The sequence below is a fragment of the Gordonia mangrovi genome (assembly GCF_024734075.1).
Lineage (GTDB): Bacteria > Actinomycetota > Actinomycetes > Mycobacteriales > Mycobacteriaceae > Gordonia > Gordonia mangrovi.
Genome location: NZ_CP102850.1, coordinates 3,236,424 through 3,251,261, shown reverse-complemented (window position 1 = coordinate 3,251,261; position 14,838 = coordinate 3,236,424). Strand labels below are relative to the sequence as shown.

The window sequence follows — 14,838 nt, the reverse complement described above, 5'->3', positions numbered from 1 at the left end:
CGCCTATCGACCGGTGAAATTGGGAGTACGTTTCTCCGACATCGCGGAGAGCGCTTCAGCTGCGTCGTCGGTGGCGGCGACCACCGCGAAGTGCGACGAGATCAGATCGAGAGCCGTCCGCAGATCGATGTTTGCGGACTGGTAGGTGGCACGTTTGATCATCCGTATGGTGACCGGCGGGCCGGCCGCGATCTGGGCGGCAAGGGCCCGGGTCGCGTCGGCGAGGTCGTCATCGTCGACCACCCGGTTGACCAGGCCGATACGGAGCGCCTCGTCGGCGTCGATGAAATCGCCGGTCAGCAGCAGTTCGAGCGCCTTCGACGTGCCGACCAGACGCGGCAGATAGTAGGCGCCGCCGTCACCGGGTGTCAGGCCGACTTTCACGTACCCCTCGGACAGCTTCGCGCTGCGCGCAGCGACGCGCAGGTCGCACATCAGTGCCATGTCGAGCCCGGCGCCGACTGCGGCGCCGTTGATCGACGCGATGACCGGCTTGTCGAGCGCCTCCAATTCCAACGCGACCCGATGGATCTCGTCGTGCAGTTGCGACTTACGCTCCAGCGGAGTCAGATGTGGATTGGCGTTCGAGATGCTGGAGAGATCAACTCCCGAGCAGAACGCCTTGTTTCCCGTGCCGGTGAGGACCACTACCCGGACGTCCGGGTCGGTTCGCGCCAGTCGCAGGTACTCAGCCCACTCCCGCACCATGTCCAGCGTGAATGCATTGCGTCGTTCGGGCCGGTTCAAGCGGATGATGGCGACACCATCGGCGACTGACCACTCGAGATCTGACACGGATTCACCTCCTCGCGCATATCGCTTAATTCGCTAATTATTTGTACTATAGATCGCCAGAGATGCCAACAGGCTCACGGCAGCCGAGAGAGGAACAGCCATGACCGACAGCGGCACCGCATTGCCACTCACCGCGGCCGATCGAGAATTCCGCGATGAGTTGCGCAACTGGTTGGCCGAAAACCTGACCGGCGAGTTCGTCGGTCAGAGCCATCGAGGCGGCCCTGACGATGACGACAATTGGGAACTGCGCCGCGCGTGGGAGCGCAAGCTCGGCGAGGGAAACTGGCTCGGCCTCTCCTGGCCGGTCGAATACGGCGGGCGCGGCGCCACCATGTCGCAGGAAATCCTGTTCGCCCTCGAGTACGCCAACGCGGGCGCACCACCACGCGCCGCATTCCACGGCGAGACCTTGATGGCCCCGACGGCGCTGCACTACGGGACGCCTGAGCAGAAGCAGCGATTGTTGCTGCCCATGTCGCGGGGTGAGGTGGTGTGGTGTCAGGGTTATTCCGAGCCCGGTGCCGGTTCCGACCTCGCCGCCATCAGCACGCGTGCACGGCTCGACGGCGACGAATGGGTGATCAACGGGCAGAAGATCTGGACGACGTTTGCCCACCATGCGGACTGGATCTTCGCGATCGTGCGCACCGAGCCCGGTTCGACTCGCCACTCCGGTCTGTCCTACATGTTGATTCCACTTGACCAGCCGGGTGTACGTGTCGTACCGATCCGCACGATGTTGGGCGACAGTGGGTTCAACGAGGTCTATTTCGACAATGCACGCACCACCACCGACAACGTGTTGGCACCGATCGGCGAGGGCTGGAAGGCGGCGATGACCACGCTCGGCCACGAGCGGGCCACCTCGGTACTCAACTACCAGTTCTCGTTTCGGCGCGAGATGGAGTCACTGCGGCGGGTTGCCGCGCGGCGTGGCGCCGGTCGTGACCCGATCATCCGTGACCGTATCGTCGATTCGATCATCGGCCTGGAGATCATGGGCTACAACAACCAACGGACGCTCGACAACGCCCTGCGCGCCGGCGAATTCGGGCCCGAAGCATCGATCGGCAAGTACTACTGGTCCACATGGCACAAGCAGTTCACCGAACTGGCGATGGACATACTCGACACCGATGGATGGCTCGGGAGCGAGTGGGGCTCCGGCCCCGACGAGGAAGCCGAGACGCTACGCCGCGCGTTCGTTCGTGCCAGGGCCGAGTCCATCTACGCGGGTACCAGTGAGATTCAGAAGAACATCATCGGCGAGCGCGTGCTCGGGCTTCCCCGCGAGCCGCGTGTCACCAAGGAGGCAGTGCGATGAGCAATACCAACCATCCGCCGCTGCGTGGAATCAAGGTTCTCGACCTCAGCCGCATCCTCGCGGCCCCGCTCGCCGCGCAGATGCTCGGCGACCTCGGGGCCGACGTGATCAAGGTCGAGCGTCCCAGCACCGGCGACGATTCCCGTAGCTACGGTCCGCCCTTCCTCACCGATGAGAACGGCGAAGAGAGCGACGAAGCCGGGTTCTACCTCAGCTGCAACCGCAACAAGCGATCCATCACCGTCGACCACTCGACGCCGGAAGGCGCCGACGTCATCAGGAGACTGGCGGCTGACGCCGACGTCCTCATCGAGAACTTCCGCACCGGGGTCTTGGCCAAGTACGGACTGGATTTCGAATCCCTCCGCGCGAACAACCCCCGCCTCGTCTACTGCTCGATCACCGGTTTCGGACAGGACGGCCCCTACGCGCGGCGGCCCGGGTACGACGGCATCTTCCAGGCGATGAGCGGGATGATGAGTGTCTCCGGCATCCCCGACGGCGAACCCGGTGCCGGACCGATGAAGATGGGGGTGTCCATGGTCGACGTGCTCACCAGCCTGTACGCGTCGAACGCAATCGTCGCAGCGCTGTGGAGCCGTGACCACGGCGACGGCGCGGGCCAGCACATCGACATCTCGCTGCTCGACTGCGGGCTCGCCTCGCTGTCGCACTACGCACAGAACTACCTGGTCTCCGGTGTTGCGGCTCCGCGCCGCGGGAACGGCGGGTTCGGCGGGATTCCCTCACAGACCTTTACCGGCTCGGACGGTGAGGAGTTCTTCCTCGTCGCCAGTACACCCAAGCAGTGGCAGGGCGTGACCGAGGTCATCGAACGTCCCGACCTTCTGGAGGACGAGAGGTTCGGTACTGTGTCCGCCCGGATCGCCAACCGTGATCTCGTTCTCCAGACGCTTCGAAACGCATTCGGTGCACGGCCGGCACACGACTGGGTGGTGGCGCTCGAGGCCAAGGAGGTCCCGGTCAGCCCGGTCAACGACATGGACGGTGTCTTCGCGAATCCACAGATTGCTCATCGCGACATGCGGATGCGGCTGGATCATCCGGTCTCGGGCACCGTCGATCTTCTGAGGAATCCGATCATGATGTCGGACACGCCGCTCAACGAATACCGGACGCCACCTATGCTGGGTGAGCACACCCGGGAGATCCTGGCGGGTGAGCTCGGCATGACCGACACGCAGATCGACAAACTGATCGCGAATAAGGCGGTCTGAGTCGACCTACACCAACGCACATGCGCACCAAATGAATCCGGCGCACCCAACTCGACATTCGAGGAGGTGCGCCGGATTCCGCGTCGTCAGGACAGCAGTTCGACCAGGGTCGTATCGGAGTCGCCGACCATGTGCTGCTCGACCTTTTTCAGATGCCTGCGCCACGCCTCGGCAGCTGTCGTGGCGTCGCCTGCACGCAGGTGCATCACGAGCTTCTTGTACGCGCGGTAGGCATGCTGATCGGCCTGCCATTCATTTTCTGCCCCATGCACCGACATGTACAGATCGTTGTGGGCATCCATGATGTTCAGCAACATGCCGGCGAGAACTGCGAGGGTTCGCAACCCGGACAGATCGACGATCGCCTGATGTATTTGGGTGTCGATCCGAGCGAACGCGAGCGGGTCATCCAGGGCCTCGCCCGCCTGATCCACCAGTTCCACGAGCGGCGCCAGTCGCTTTGCGGACACTCCGCTCAACGCCTGGACCGACGCGACTTCGATCTCGGTTCGGGTGCGGTACACATCGGCGAGTGGGACGCCCTGGAACTGCAGGAGCAAGCCGAGGTTGCGTGCCGCGATGGACGCATCCGGCGCGAGCGCACGCGCGCCACCATGGGCACCCCGTAATACGGTGATGATCGCCTCGGACTCGAGGATGCGAAACGCCTCGCGCATCGTCGGCCGCGACACCCCGTAGCGCTCCATGAGTACCGTCTCGCTGGGCAACGGGTCGCCCGGGCTGATTTCGCCAGTGACTATCTGTCGCCGCAACTCCCCCGCGACCAACTCGCCCGCTTTGGGCACGCGCACGACACTCGAACCATTTGTTGCCGCCATGACACCCCTCCGCGACTTTCCCATACGAGCATTACGATTGTTGCCGAGTATATCCGACTGCGACGTCACCGCTGATCAGCCAAGACCATGATGATTGCATTGATCTGCCGGATTCGATGCATCGCCTGATTCACAATCATTGTGCCGTTGTGGTGGCGGCACGCTGCTCAGCGCGCTCGATCAGTTTCCGGGTCAACTCGGCGTGTTCGACCGAGTTGACGCTCGCCCGCTCACAGGCCAGCGCTTGGTCGAGTAGCCCCGTCAGCACCCGCGTCGTGTGGACATTCAACAGGCGCTTGGTGTCGCGCACCGCCCGGATGGGGAGGGCGGCAACACGCTCGGCGAGTTCCGTCGCGGACGCGAGCACCTCGCCGGCGGGCACGACTGAGTTGACGAGGCCCAGTTCTTTCGCCGTGGTTGCGGGGATACGCGCACCGGTGAAGATGTACTCCTTTGCGCGCATCAGTCCGATCGTCATCGGCCACAACAGCGCGGCGCCATCAGCCGGCACCAATCCGACTCCCAGATGCGGGTCCGCGAGGAATGCCGTGTCTGCGGCCACCGCCATGTCACACAGGGCCACAAGGCTTGCACCCAGTCCCACCGCCGGTCCGTTCACCGCCGCGATGATCGGCTGAGGCAGTTCGACCATCGCATGCACCGTGCGACGAGCTTCGGCGAAGACCTCGTCTTGAACGTCCTGGTCCACCTGCGTCTCGACCATCCGCGGGAAGTCGCCGCCTGCCGAGAACGCCCGCCCCGCGCCGGTCAGCACCACCGCACGGCAGGCCGGGTCGGCACCGATTGCTTCCCACACCTCGGCGAGCTCGCGATGCATGACCGCATCTGCCGCATTCATCGCATCTGGCCGATTGAGCGTGACGACGGTGATCGACCCGTCGGACTTCACCTCGATCGTGTCGAACGTGGGACTGGTTGCGGTTCCGGGCATTTTCCCGCCTCTCGATGGTCGATCAACAATTGCCTTAATTAGTTCACCTATTGTACTGTTTATGCAACCGTCCTGACGAGATTCACAAGGAGTGCACCGATGAGCCTCACCCCCAGTCCTGAACGAGAGGAACTCCGCTCGGTCGTCCGGAAGTTCATGGCGACGCACTCGGATGAATCCCAGGTACGTCGCCAGATGGATCTCGGTGAAGGCTACGACACCGCGGTCTGGCGGAAGATGGCCGAGCAACTCGGCGTGCAATCACTGATGATCCCGGAGGAGTACGGCGGCGCGGGTTTCGGGTTCGGTGAACTCGCGATCGTGCTCGAAGAAGCCGGCCGGGCACTGTTGTGCGCACCGCTCATGTCGACCGCTGTACTTGCCACCAGCGCGCTGTTGTACTCGAACGACGAAACCGCCGCCAAGGATCACCTACCCGGCATCGCCGAGGGGACCACGGTGGCGACGGTGGCGATCATCGAGGATGGCGGCAACTGGGCCGAGGACGGCATCACGCTGCAAGCGAAGGCAACCGACGACGGATGGCACCTCACCGGCGTCAAACCTTATGTGCTCGACGGCACCGATGCCGGCCTGATCATCGTCGCCGCTCGGACCGAGTCGGGGGTATCGCTGTTCCTCGTGGATGCCGGCGCGCCCGGGTTCACCGCCACCAATCTGTCCACGCTGGATCTGACCCGGCGCCAAGCACGACTCGAGTTCTCCGACACTCCGGCACGGTTGCTGGGCACCGACGGCAGCGGTTGGGAAGTTCTGGAGAAGGTGCTGCGCGTCGCCGCCATCGCGCTGGCGTGTGAGCAGGTCGGAGGCTCGGCGCAAGTGCTCGAGACCACCGTCGAGTACGCCAAGACACGCGAGCAGTTCGGCCGGCAGATCGGGTCATTCCAGGCGGTCAAGCACAAGCTCGCCGACATGCTCGTCGAACTCGAATCGTCGCGATCGGCTGCCTACTTCGCGACGGCAGCGCTGGAATCCGATTCCGACGACTCCTCTGTGGCGGCATCCATCGCCAAGTCGTACTGTTCGACCGCGTTCTATGACATCGCCGCCGAGAGTATCCAGTTGCACGGCGGTATCGGCTTCACCTGGGAACACACCGCCCATATGTATTTCAAACGCGCCCGAGGCTCGCACAGTCTTTTCGGCACGCCCGCCTATCACCGCGCACTCATCGCGGCTCAGCTCGGTGTCTGAGTACCAGTACCCCGCGGCCGCCCCGGTCAGGAGCCTCGCGGACGCACTCTCGGTGACCCAGAATGGCGAAACAACCTTCGAGAGCGCTCTCCCGGACAGCAATCTCGCACGGCTGTTCGGCGGTCAGGTCATCGCCCAGGCGCTGGCAGCCGCCGGACACGGCGTCACCGACGAGCGACCGCCACACTCACTGCACGCGTACTTCCTCCGACCCGGCCGGGTCGACACGCCGGTCCGTTACGATGTCGAAACCCTCCGCGACGGACGATCATTCACCTCACGCGTGGTCACCGCTAGCCAGCAGGGTAAGCCCATCCTGACGATGAGCACATCCTTTCACGCACATGAACCCGGGATGGGACACCAGATCCCGATGCCGGACGCGCCAGACCCGGAAGGCCTGCGCAGCGTCCATGACATGTACGAGTCGGAACCGGCCATCTACCAAGAGTGGCCGTGGGTGGACCTACGGCGGGTGCCCCGCGCGGCCGGCGACTCGAACACTCATATGCAGGTGTGGATGCGCACGGACGAGCCGGGCACGCCCACTGCACTGGCCCGCGCCTGCGTGCTGGCAGCGCTGAGCGACCTGAGCTTCCTGTCGGTGGTTCTCGGTGCACATGGGATCGACACCCTGCACACCGACCACCAGATCGCCTCCCTCGACCACGCCATGTGGTTCCACCGTGATACGCCTGCAGACGACTGGCTTCTCTACGACCAGACCACGCCGGCGGCCTCCCACGGCCTTGGGTTGGCACACGGTTCGATCTTCACGCGGGACGGACTCATGGTGGCATCGGTCGCACAAGAGGGACTCGTCCGGCCGATCACGTCCGGCTGACGGACCACCCGGCCGCACTTGAAACCAGTACCCATTTCATCGTCACTCACCAATCGACCCCCGGACGTCGTTCTCCGGGGGTCGATTGCGTTGAAGTATCGGGCTGCCTACTGCAGTCGTTCCAGGATCATGGCCATGCCCTGACCACCACCCACACACATCGTCTCGAGCCCGAACTGCTTGTCATGCCAGCGCATCGAGTTGATCAGGGTGGTCGCGATCCGTGCACCGGTCATGCCGAAGGGGTGTCCGGCGGCGATGCCGCCTCCGTTCACGTTCAGCCGATCAAGCGGGATGTCCAGCTGCTTGTACGAGGGGATCACCTGAGCCGCGAACGCCTCGTTGATCTCGACGAGATCGATGTCACCGATCGTCAGTCCCGCATTGCGCAACGCATCCCGACTTGCCTCGACGGGACCGAGCCCCATGATCTCCGGAGATAGTCCCGATACACCTGTCGACACGATGCGCGCCAGCGGCGAGAGCCCGAGTTCTGCGGCCCTGACGTCCGACATGATGATCAGGGCGGCCGCACCGTCGTTGAGCGGACAGGCGTTGCCCGCGGTGACGGTGCCGTTCGGACGGAAGACCGGAGCCAGCCCGGCGAGCTTCTCCACGGTGGTACCGGCTCGGGGGCTCTCGTCGGCGTCGATCACCGTACCGTCAGCCAATGTGACCGGGCTGATCTCGCGCTTCCAGAAACCTGTCTGGGCAGCGCGTTCATAGAGCTGCTGGGAACGCGCCGCGAACTCGTCCTGCTCCTGTCTGGATACCCCACAGATCTGCGCGACGTTCTCGGCAGTCTGCCCCATCGCGATGTAGACATCGGGAAGCTCACCCGCCTCTCGCGGGTCGCGCCACTCGTCGGCGACCTCAGCTTCGGCACGTGATCGTGTACGCGCCTGGGCATCCGCGAAACGCGCATTGGTCCACGGGTTGCGGCTGCGATCGCGTGGATCTGCGTCCGGGGCCACCGGCGGCGTGTCCGAGTGTCCCAGGCGGCCACGGCTGATGGCTTCTACACCGGCTGCGATGAACACGTCGCCTTCGCCGGCTCGCACGGCGTGCATGGCCATCCGTGCGGTTTGGACGCTCGACGCGCAGTAACGGGTGATCGTCGTACCCGGCACATCGTCGAGACCGAGCAAGGTGGCCACCACCCGCCCCATGTTGAATCCCTGCTCCCCGCCCGGCGCGCCACAGCCGAGCATCAGATCACGCACCGAATGCGGGTCCAGGGCGGGAACCTGGTCCAGCGCAGCCCGAATGGCTTGCGCGGCCAAATCATCCGGGCGCATGTCCTTCATCGCCCCCTTGTACGCGCGTCCGATCGGCGTTCGCGCGGCCGCGACGATGACTGCTTCGGGCATGAGAACTCTCCTTATGTTGCTGCCGCGAGTCTCGCGGTCCTAGTACCTCATGTGAATGCCGGCGGCGATGTTGACGATCTCGCCGGTGATGGCCCCGGAGCTGTCGGAGATCAAGAACGCACCGGCGTCGACAACGTCCTCGACGGTGGCGAGTCGACCCAGCGGAGATTTCTTGATCTCCCCCTCCTTCATATCCGGGTGCAGTGCGTCGATGAACCTGGTGCCGGTGACCATGCCCATCGACAAGGTGTTCACCCGGATGCCGAAGGGGCCTCCCTCGTGTGCGCAGGCACGCGTCAATGTGTTGAGTCCACCCTTGGACACGGCATACGGCGCCTCGATCCCTTCGCCACCGACGTCCGGCGCATACGTCGAGACGTTGAGGATCACCCCTGGGGTTCTCGCATCTCGCATCTGCGTCATCGCGAGCTTCGACAGCATCCACGGACCGCTGAGGTTCACCGCGAGAACACGGTCCCAATCAGCCGGGTCGTAATCGAAGATCGGTCCCATGATGTTGTACGCGGCATTGTTGACCAGGATGGAGATCGGACCGAGCTCGCGGCCCACCCACTCGACGACCTCGACGATCTGATCACGATCGCCGACGTCGAGCTGCTTCGCCACTGCGCGCCCGCCATAAGTGTCCGCGATGGAGTCGGCGACGGCCACCACCCGCTTGGCGTGCGAATCGGTGACCACCACCGTCGCTCCGTCTGCGGCAAGCCGTGTGGCCAACGCCTGGCCGATCCCGCCACCGGCCGCCCCGGTCACCAAAGCTATGCGTCCTTGCAGGGCGTCACTCATTCGTCCTCCATCGAATTCCCACCTGGTCACCTCACCGAGCTCTGCCCGTGTTGACAACACGAACCCGGCTGACGGCGAAGGTCAAGTCGCGGGGCTCGCCACCGTCCGATCCCACGTCGCGAGGCGCACGGAGTTCTCGACCTTGCCCGCACCGAAGGATGCACAGCACCGTTCCCGACGGGCGTGCATCCGCACCAAGCCCACCCACGTCCCATCGATCGCGATCGGCTCGACGTCGTATCAACGACGTCGGAACGCGACCGTACCTGTCCGTGGACTCGCTGGTGCGACCTCAGCGTGACATGATCGCCACGGCGCCGGTCCCCGGCGAGCCGTAGAGATGTGTGTAACCCACCTTGTGTGGCCCGGCGATCTGCCGTTCACCGGCTTCACCGCGCAATTGCACAACGATCTCGTGCACCTGCCGCAGACCGGAAGCGCCGATGGGCTCCCCGTTGGCCATCAAGCCGCCGTCGGTGTTCACCGGAAGTCCACCGTCGATATTCGTCCAGCCCTCGGCGATCAGCTTCTCCTGGTCGCCGTCGGCGCAGAAACCGTTCTCCGCGAGGTGAATGATCTCCGAGCCGGCATCGGTGTCCTGCAGTTGGGCGACGTGGACGTCTTCCGGCCCGACACCGGCCACGGCGAAGGCTGCGCGCGACGCGTCGACCGTCGGGCTGGGCGTTCCGTTGGCCGGCAGCGATGGGCTCTGCATCTCGAACGCACCGAACCGACGCGTGCGGAGCTCACTGGCCAGCAGGTGAACTGCCCGATCCGTGTATTTGGAGGCCTGATCGCGACGGCACAGGACCACGGCCGCAGCGCCCTCATTCGGAGCGCAGTACATGTATTGCGTCAAGGGATAGTTGAGGTAGGGCGCGTCCAGGATCGCGTCCTCGTCCATCGCAGTGCGACGCCATGCCTTCTCGTTGCGCGCTCCGTTGCCGAAGTTCTTCGCCGCGACCCTGGCGAGGGTTCGTTGCGTGATGCCGTACTGGTTCATGTAGCGGTTGATCTTCATGCCGAAGAAGTGCGTCGTCAGGAACAGGCCGGTTTCGCCGTACCACGCAGGCAGCCCGAGGACCGACGGGTCGCCCCCGAACGCGCCACGGGGGTGCTTGTCGAAACCGACCGCGATGGCGATGTCGGCCTCGCCGTTCTCGATGGCATTGGCGGCCATGGTCAGCGAGGTGTTGCCTGTTGCGCAGCCGTTGAACACCCCGAAGAAGGGGATGCCGGTCAGGCCCATCTTGCCCACGATGGCGTCGGGATTGGAGACCTCATGGCTACCGGCGAAACCGCGCTGCACCTGGTCCCAGGAGATACCTGCGTCTGCCAAGGCGAGGTTGATGGCGTCGCGGCCCATCTCCAGTGCTTGCTTGTCGCCGAATCGGCCGAACGGATGCAGGCCCACACCGATGATCGAAACATTCTTCATTACCGGGCTCCCGTCTCTGCCGCATCCACGCCTGCTTCATCACGTGCACCCGCCGGGGCAAACGCAAACGTCTCGACCTCGTGGGGCGATTCGCCGGCGACGGTGAACGGCACGAGAACCACCGTCATCTCCTGACCGATCGTCAGCTGTTCCGGGTCGCGCACGGTGAGCCGGCCTTCTACCAGGACGCCTTCCGGGAACTCGACGTATCCGACCGCGTACGGCTCGAACGACGTCTTGTCGACGACGCCGGCGTACGGCGGAGACGGCGGCGGGAACTGCTGAGTTGTCCAGGTGAACAACGTTCCGGTCGAAGACAGCAAGATGGTCTCGACGTCGTCACCCTCCGGGGCAGCGGGGAATGACACCGAACCGTCACTCAACCGTCGAGAGGCAATCAATTGCGCCTCGCCGTCCGCTCGGGTGAACAACCCCTCCGCAACGGGAGTTCTCGTGGTCTCCACAGCGCCCTCCTCCAAACTCGAATCAGCATAATTAGCTAGCTATTTATAGCTTCGGCGCGACCGCTTCGTCAACCCGGCGTGCATCGCTGTTGACTCTTATTAGTTAATGCATTGTACTTATTAGATCTGCGACGGTCGCCAACTGGAGCGCCGCCAGGGCCGACACGGGTCGGCCGCAGACGTTGAAGAAGGAGAATCACATGCGCGATGCCGTCATCGTGGAAGCGGTCCGCAGCCCTATCGGGAAACGAAATGGTGCGCTGAGTGGTGTGCACGCGGTCGACCTGTCTGCCCAGATCCTCACCGCCCTTGCCGAACGATCGGGTATCGATGTCAATCTCATCGAGGACGTGCACTGGGGCAACGTCATCAGTATCGGGCAGCAATCGGGCAACATCGGACGTATGGCCGTGCTCGGCGCCGGCTGGCCCGAAGCCATCCCGGGCTTCACCGTGGACCGTCAGTGCGGATCGTCGCAGCAGGCGATTTCAACCGCTGCCGCCACCATCGTGTCGGGCCAGGCCGACATCATCGTCGCCGGTGGTGTGGAGATGATGTCGAATGTGCCGATGGGCGCCGCCAGCGTCGAGGGCACCGGAGAGATGGGTGGGCCGGCGGTGGACCGCTATGCCGACGAACTCAGCCGCTTTCCCGGCTTCCACGGCCGATTCAACCAGGGTGCCGGCGCGGAGAAGATCGCTGCCGACTACAAGCTGACACGCAGTCAGGTCGACGAATACTCCGTCCAATCGCATGAGCGGGCCGCCCAGGCACGTGAGACCGGACTCTTCGAGGACGAGATCACCACCGTCAGCGCGAACGGCACCGCATTTGCCGCCGACGAGGGCATCCGGCCGGGTTCCACCGTCGAGAAGCTCGGCGGGCTCAAAACCCCCTTCCTGGCCGACGGTGTGATCACCGCGGGCAATGCGTCGCAGATCTCCGACGGTGCCGCGGCACTGCTCATGATGACATCTGAGAAAGCCGCCTCACTGGGGCTCAAGCCCCTGGCCCGTGTGCACACCGCAGTGGTGACAGGTGACGATCCGGTGAAGATGCTGACCGGCCCCATCCCGGCGACGGCACTGGCCCTGAAGCGGTCGGGCCTGTCGATCACCGACATCGACGCGTTCGAGATCAACGAAGCGTTCGCGCCGGTACCGTTGGCCTGGCAGATCGAGACCGGCGCAAGCGGCAAGCGTCTCAATCCGCTCGGTGGCGCGATCGCGCTCGGTCATCCGCTCGGCGCATCGGGTGCACGTCTTGCGGTGACGCTCGTCCACCACCTCAAGCACACCGGTGGCCGCTACGGACTGCAGTCCATGTGCGAAGGTGGCGGCACCGCCAATGCGACCATCTACGAAGCCCTCTGAGCATGAGTGAGCCCGAGGTGATCGTCGAGCAGCGCGGGCGTGTGCTGACGATCACGATCAACCGGCCGAATGCACGCAACGCCATCAACCGCGCGGTGAGCCACGGTCTCGCTGCTGCGATCGATCGACTCGACAGCGACCCCGGCCTCTCGGTGGCCGTTGTTCATGGGGCAGGCGGATCGTTCAGCGCTGGAATGGATTTGAAGGCCTTCGCCCGCGGCGAAGACATCCTGGCGGGCGACCGCGGATTGGGATTCACCGGCAGAGGGCCGGTCAAACCGCTGATCGCCGCAGTCGAGGGCCCCGCGCTGGGCGGCGGCTGCGAGTTGGCTCTGGCCGCCGACCTCATCGTCGCAGCCGAATCCGCGCGATTCGGATTGCCAGAGGTCAAGCGCGGGCTGGTGGCCGGCGGCGGGGGGCTCATCCGTCTCCCCCAACGCATTCCGCGACAGTTCGCCATGGAAATGGTCCTGACCGGGGCGGACATGCCGGCGACCCGCGCTCACGAACTCGGCTTGGTCAATCGGATCACCGAGGCAGGCGCGGCGTTCGATGGAGCGCTTGCGCTGGCCGAGGAGATCACCGCGAATGGTCCACTCGCGGTCGCCGCATCAAAGCAGGTCATGGTCGAATCCCAGGACTGGCCTGCCGCAACGATGTTCGAGAGTCAGGACAAGATCATCGTGCCCGTCTTCTCGTCCGCCGACGCCCGCGAAGGCGCTGCGGCATTCGCCGAGAAGCGCGCGCCGCAGTGGACTGGCGCCTGAGCGAGGACATGATCGAACGACTCCGGGGCCATGCGGATCGCATGGCCCCGGAGTCGTTTTGCGTAGTTCGACGAACTCGGACGGTCAGAACATGATGCGGCTGAGGGTCTCGGCGACGACGGCCGGCTTGTCGTGCCCCTTGATCTCGATCGTCTGGCCAACCGCGAGTTGCAGCGCGCCACCGCCGACCTCGTCGATGGAGTTCAGTACGCACCGGAGTCGAACCTCCGAACCCACCGGCACGGGACTGGGGAATCTCACCTTGTTGGAACCGTAGTTGATGCCGAGTTTGGTGTTCTCGATCGTGTAGATCGTCCAACCGAGTCCCGGCAGCAGTGAGAGAGTGAGGTATCCGTGCGCGATCGTCCCTCCGAATGGACTCTCCCGGGCAGCCCGTTCGACGTCGACGTGAATCCACTGGTGATCATTCGTGGCGTCGGCAAAGGTGTTGACCTGCTCCTGAGTGATGGTCACCCAGTCGCTCACACCGAGTTCGGTGCCGACGGCCGCACGCAGGTCGTCAGCGGATGAGAATACTCGCATAAATTGCCCTTCCTAGGTGTCGTGCGGTGGACCGTTCGGCTTACTTCGGACCAAACCGTTGCGCGCCGTCGAGTCGGATCACCTCACCGTTGACATAGCCGTTGGTGGCCAGGAAGAGCGCGGCGTCGGCAAACTCGGAGGGGTCGCCGAGCCGCTTGGGGAACGGGACGTTCTTCGCGAATTGCGCAAGCGCTTCCTCGCCAACGCTCTCCATCATGGCGGTACGCATCGTACCCGGGGCGATCGTGTTGTATCGGACCTTGGTGGCACTGAGGTCGCGGGCCGCGGCGATCGTCAAACCGATGACGCCGGCCTTTGCCGCGGCATAGGAGGCCTGACCGATCTGCCCCTCGTAGCCTGCGATGGAAGCGGTCGTGATGATCGCGCCACGTTCGCCTGTCTCCTGCTCCGGCAGCTTCGACATATGGGCCGCAGCAAGTCGGGCGACGTTGTAGGTACCCGACAGGTAGAGGTCGAGGGTCTTGGAGAAGTTCTCCAAGGGAGCTGGGGTGCCATCGCGCGAGACGATCCGCTCCGTGACGCCCCAGCCACCATGCGAGACAACGACGGTACGCAGATCGCCCTTCGAGGACGCGAGTTCGATGGCGGCGAGAAGGTCGGCTTCTTCAAGAACGCTGGCTCGCGCATAGGTAACCGAGTCGCCGAGCTCGTTCGCCAGCTTCTCACCTCGCTCATCGGCCAGGTCGGCGATGACGACCGAGGCCCCCTCGTCGTGGAAGCGACGTACGACTGCCTCGCCGAGGCCACCGGCGCCACCGGTGACCAGCGCAACGGTTCCGTCAAGTTTACTCATGTTCTCCCTTTCACCAACGAATCATGGCCTAATTCACTAATTAATTGTACTA

At 64.3% G+C, this 14,838-nt stretch carries 15 protein-coding genes; 6 read left to right on the top strand and 9 right to left on the bottom strand.

From position 1 onward, the window contains the following. Window positions 1–3: 3 nt before the first annotated feature. A complete protein-coding gene (locus tag NWF22_RS14735; RefSeq protein ID WP_160903639.1) occupies window positions 4–795 on the bottom strand; it encodes an enoyl-CoA hydratase/isomerase family protein in 792 nt (263 codons plus the stop codon). Window positions 796–895: 100 nt separating this feature from the next. Between NWF22_RS14735 and NWF22_RS14730 the strand changes: the two genes are divergently transcribed. After that, window positions 896–2,122 (top strand): acyl-CoA dehydrogenase family protein, encoded by a 1,227-nt coding sequence (locus tag NWF22_RS14730; RefSeq protein ID WP_160903640.1) that lies wholly within the window; start codon window positions 896–898, stop codon window positions 2,120–2,122. After that, window positions 2,119–3,360 carry a CaiB/BaiF CoA transferase family protein gene (locus NWF22_RS14725; protein WP_160903641.1) on the top strand — a complete coding sequence of 414 codons (1,242 nt, stop codon included), beginning with the start codon at window positions 2,119–2,121 and terminating at the stop codon, window positions 3,358–3,360. Before NWF22_RS14730 ends, NWF22_RS14725 begins: the two co-directional genes overlap by 4 nt. 86 nt (window positions 3,361–3,446) lie before the next feature. On the opposite strand, the gene NWF22_RS14720 is transcribed toward NWF22_RS14725, so the two are convergent. Further along, the gene (locus NWF22_RS14720) at window positions 3,447–4,199 is read right to left on the bottom strand and encodes a FadR/GntR family transcriptional regulator (RefSeq protein ID WP_160903743.1); all 753 of its coding nucleotides are present in this window, start codon (window positions 4,197–4,199) and stop codon (window positions 3,447–3,449) included. Window positions 4,200–4,335: 136 nt separating this feature from the next. Next, the gene (locus NWF22_RS14715; protein ID WP_160903642.1) at window positions 4,336–5,151 is read right to left on the bottom strand and encodes an enoyl-CoA hydratase/isomerase family protein; all 816 of its coding nucleotides are present in this window, start codon (window positions 5,149–5,151) and stop codon (window positions 4,336–4,338) included. A 99-nt stretch (window positions 5,152–5,250) separates the two neighbouring features. On the opposite strand from NWF22_RS14715, the gene NWF22_RS14710 reads away from it, so the two are divergent. Next, the gene (locus NWF22_RS14710) at window positions 5,251–6,366 is read left to right on the top strand and encodes an acyl-CoA dehydrogenase family protein (protein ID WP_160903643.1); all 1,116 of its coding nucleotides are present in this window, start codon (window positions 5,251–5,253) and stop codon (window positions 6,364–6,366) included. Between the two features lie 52 nt (window positions 6,367–6,418). Then, window positions 6,419–7,210, top strand: a complete 792-nt coding sequence (locus tag NWF22_RS14705; RefSeq protein WP_160903644.1) for an acyl-CoA thioesterase — start codon at window positions 6,419–6,421, stop codon at window positions 7,208–7,210. A 107-nt stretch (window positions 7,211–7,317) separates the two neighbouring features. Here the strand turns inward: NWF22_RS14705 and NWF22_RS14700 are convergent, their stop codons facing one another. The 4 genes from NWF22_RS14700 to NWF22_RS14685 all read right to left on the bottom strand — a co-directional run bounded on the left by NWF22_RS14700 (window position 7,318) and on the right by NWF22_RS14685 (window position 11,289). Then, complete coding sequence (locus tag NWF22_RS14700; RefSeq protein ID WP_160903645.1) at window positions 7,318–8,580, bottom strand: acetyl-CoA C-acetyltransferase; 1,263 nt, start codon at window positions 8,578–8,580, stop codon at window positions 7,318–7,320. 39 nt (window positions 8,581–8,619) lie between these two features. Next, a complete protein-coding gene (locus NWF22_RS14695; protein WP_160903646.1) occupies window positions 8,620–9,387 on the bottom strand; it encodes an SDR family NAD(P)-dependent oxidoreductase in 768 nt (255 codons plus the stop codon). A 292-nt stretch (window positions 9,388–9,679) separates the two neighbouring features. Further along, entirely contained in the window at window positions 9,680–10,825 is a 1,146-nt protein-coding gene (locus tag NWF22_RS14690) for a thiolase family protein (RefSeq protein WP_160903647.1), read from the bottom strand. Continuing rightward, window positions 10,825–11,289 carry a Zn-ribbon domain-containing OB-fold protein gene (locus tag NWF22_RS14685; RefSeq protein ID WP_160903648.1) on the bottom strand — a complete coding sequence of 155 codons (465 nt, stop codon included), beginning with the start codon at window positions 11,287–11,289 and terminating at the stop codon, window positions 10,825–10,827. Before NWF22_RS14685 ends, NWF22_RS14690 begins: the two co-directional genes overlap by 1 nt. A gap of 200 nt (window positions 11,290–11,489) precedes the next feature. Between NWF22_RS14685 and NWF22_RS14680 the strand changes: the two genes are divergently transcribed. Together NWF22_RS14680 and NWF22_RS14675 are read left to right on the top strand one after the other, a co-directional pair. After that, window positions 11,490–12,662, top strand: a complete 1,173-nt coding sequence (locus tag NWF22_RS14680; protein ID WP_160903649.1) for a thiolase family protein — start codon at window positions 11,490–11,492, stop codon at window positions 12,660–12,662. Between the two features lie 2 nt (window positions 12,663–12,664). Continuing rightward, on the top strand, window positions 12,665–13,429 hold the full coding sequence (locus tag NWF22_RS14675) for a crotonase/enoyl-CoA hydratase family protein (protein WP_160903650.1): 765 nt from the start codon (window positions 12,665–12,667) through the stop codon (window positions 13,427–13,429). 84 nt (window positions 13,430–13,513) lie between these two features. Here NWF22_RS14675 and NWF22_RS14670 read toward each other — a convergent pair whose 3' ends face one another. After that, the gene (locus tag NWF22_RS14670) at window positions 13,514–13,972 is read right to left on the bottom strand and encodes a MaoC family dehydratase (RefSeq protein ID WP_160903651.1); all 459 of its coding nucleotides are present in this window, start codon (window positions 13,970–13,972) and stop codon (window positions 13,514–13,516) included. 40 nt (window positions 13,973–14,012) lie between these two features. Continuing rightward, entirely contained in the window at window positions 14,013–14,786 is a 774-nt protein-coding gene (locus tag NWF22_RS14665) for an SDR family oxidoreductase (RefSeq protein ID WP_160903652.1), read from the bottom strand. Between the last annotated feature and the right edge of the window lie 52 nt (window positions 14,787–14,838).

Coding starts and splice junctions, on each gene's coding strand:
- NWF22_RS14730 (WP_160903640.1), top strand. CDS start 896: ATGACCGACAGCGGCACCGCATTGCCACTCACCGCGGCCGATCGAGAA.
- NWF22_RS14700 (WP_160903645.1), bottom strand. CDS start 8,580: ATGCCCGAAGCAGTCATCGTCGCGGCCGCGCGAACGCCGATCGGACGC.
- NWF22_RS14715 (WP_160903642.1), bottom strand. CDS start 5,151: ATGCCCGGAACCGCAACCAGTCCCACGTTCGACACGATCGAGGTGAAG.
- NWF22_RS14675 (WP_160903650.1), top strand. CDS start 12,665: ATGAGTGAGCCCGAGGTGATCGTCGAGCAGCGCGGGCGTGTGCTGACG.
- NWF22_RS14725 (WP_160903641.1), top strand. CDS start 2,119: ATGAGCAATACCAACCATCCGCCGCTGCGTGGAATCAAGGTTCTCGAC.
- NWF22_RS14665 (WP_160903652.1), bottom strand. CDS start 14,786: ATGAGTAAACTTGACGGAACCGTTGCGCTGGTCACCGGTGGCGCCGGT.
- NWF22_RS14710 (WP_160903643.1), top strand. CDS start 5,251: ATGAGCCTCACCCCCAGTCCTGAACGAGAGGAACTCCGCTCGGTCGTC.
- NWF22_RS14720 (WP_160903743.1), bottom strand. CDS start 4,199: ATGGCGGCAACAAATGGTTCGAGTGTCGTGCGCGTGCCCAAAGCGGGC.
- NWF22_RS14690 (WP_160903647.1), bottom strand. CDS start 10,825: ATGAAGAATGTTTCGATCATCGGTGTGGGCCTGCATCCGTTCGGCCGA.
- NWF22_RS14680 (WP_160903649.1), top strand. CDS start 11,490: ATGCGCGATGCCGTCATCGTGGAAGCGGTCCGCAGCCCTATCGGGAAA.
- NWF22_RS14670 (WP_160903651.1), bottom strand. CDS start 13,972: ATGCGAGTATTCTCATCCGCTGACGACCTGCGTGCGGCCGTCGGCACC.
- NWF22_RS14695 (WP_160903646.1), bottom strand. CDS start 9,387: ATGAGTGACGCCCTGCAAGGACGCATAGCTTTGGTGACCGGGGCGGCC.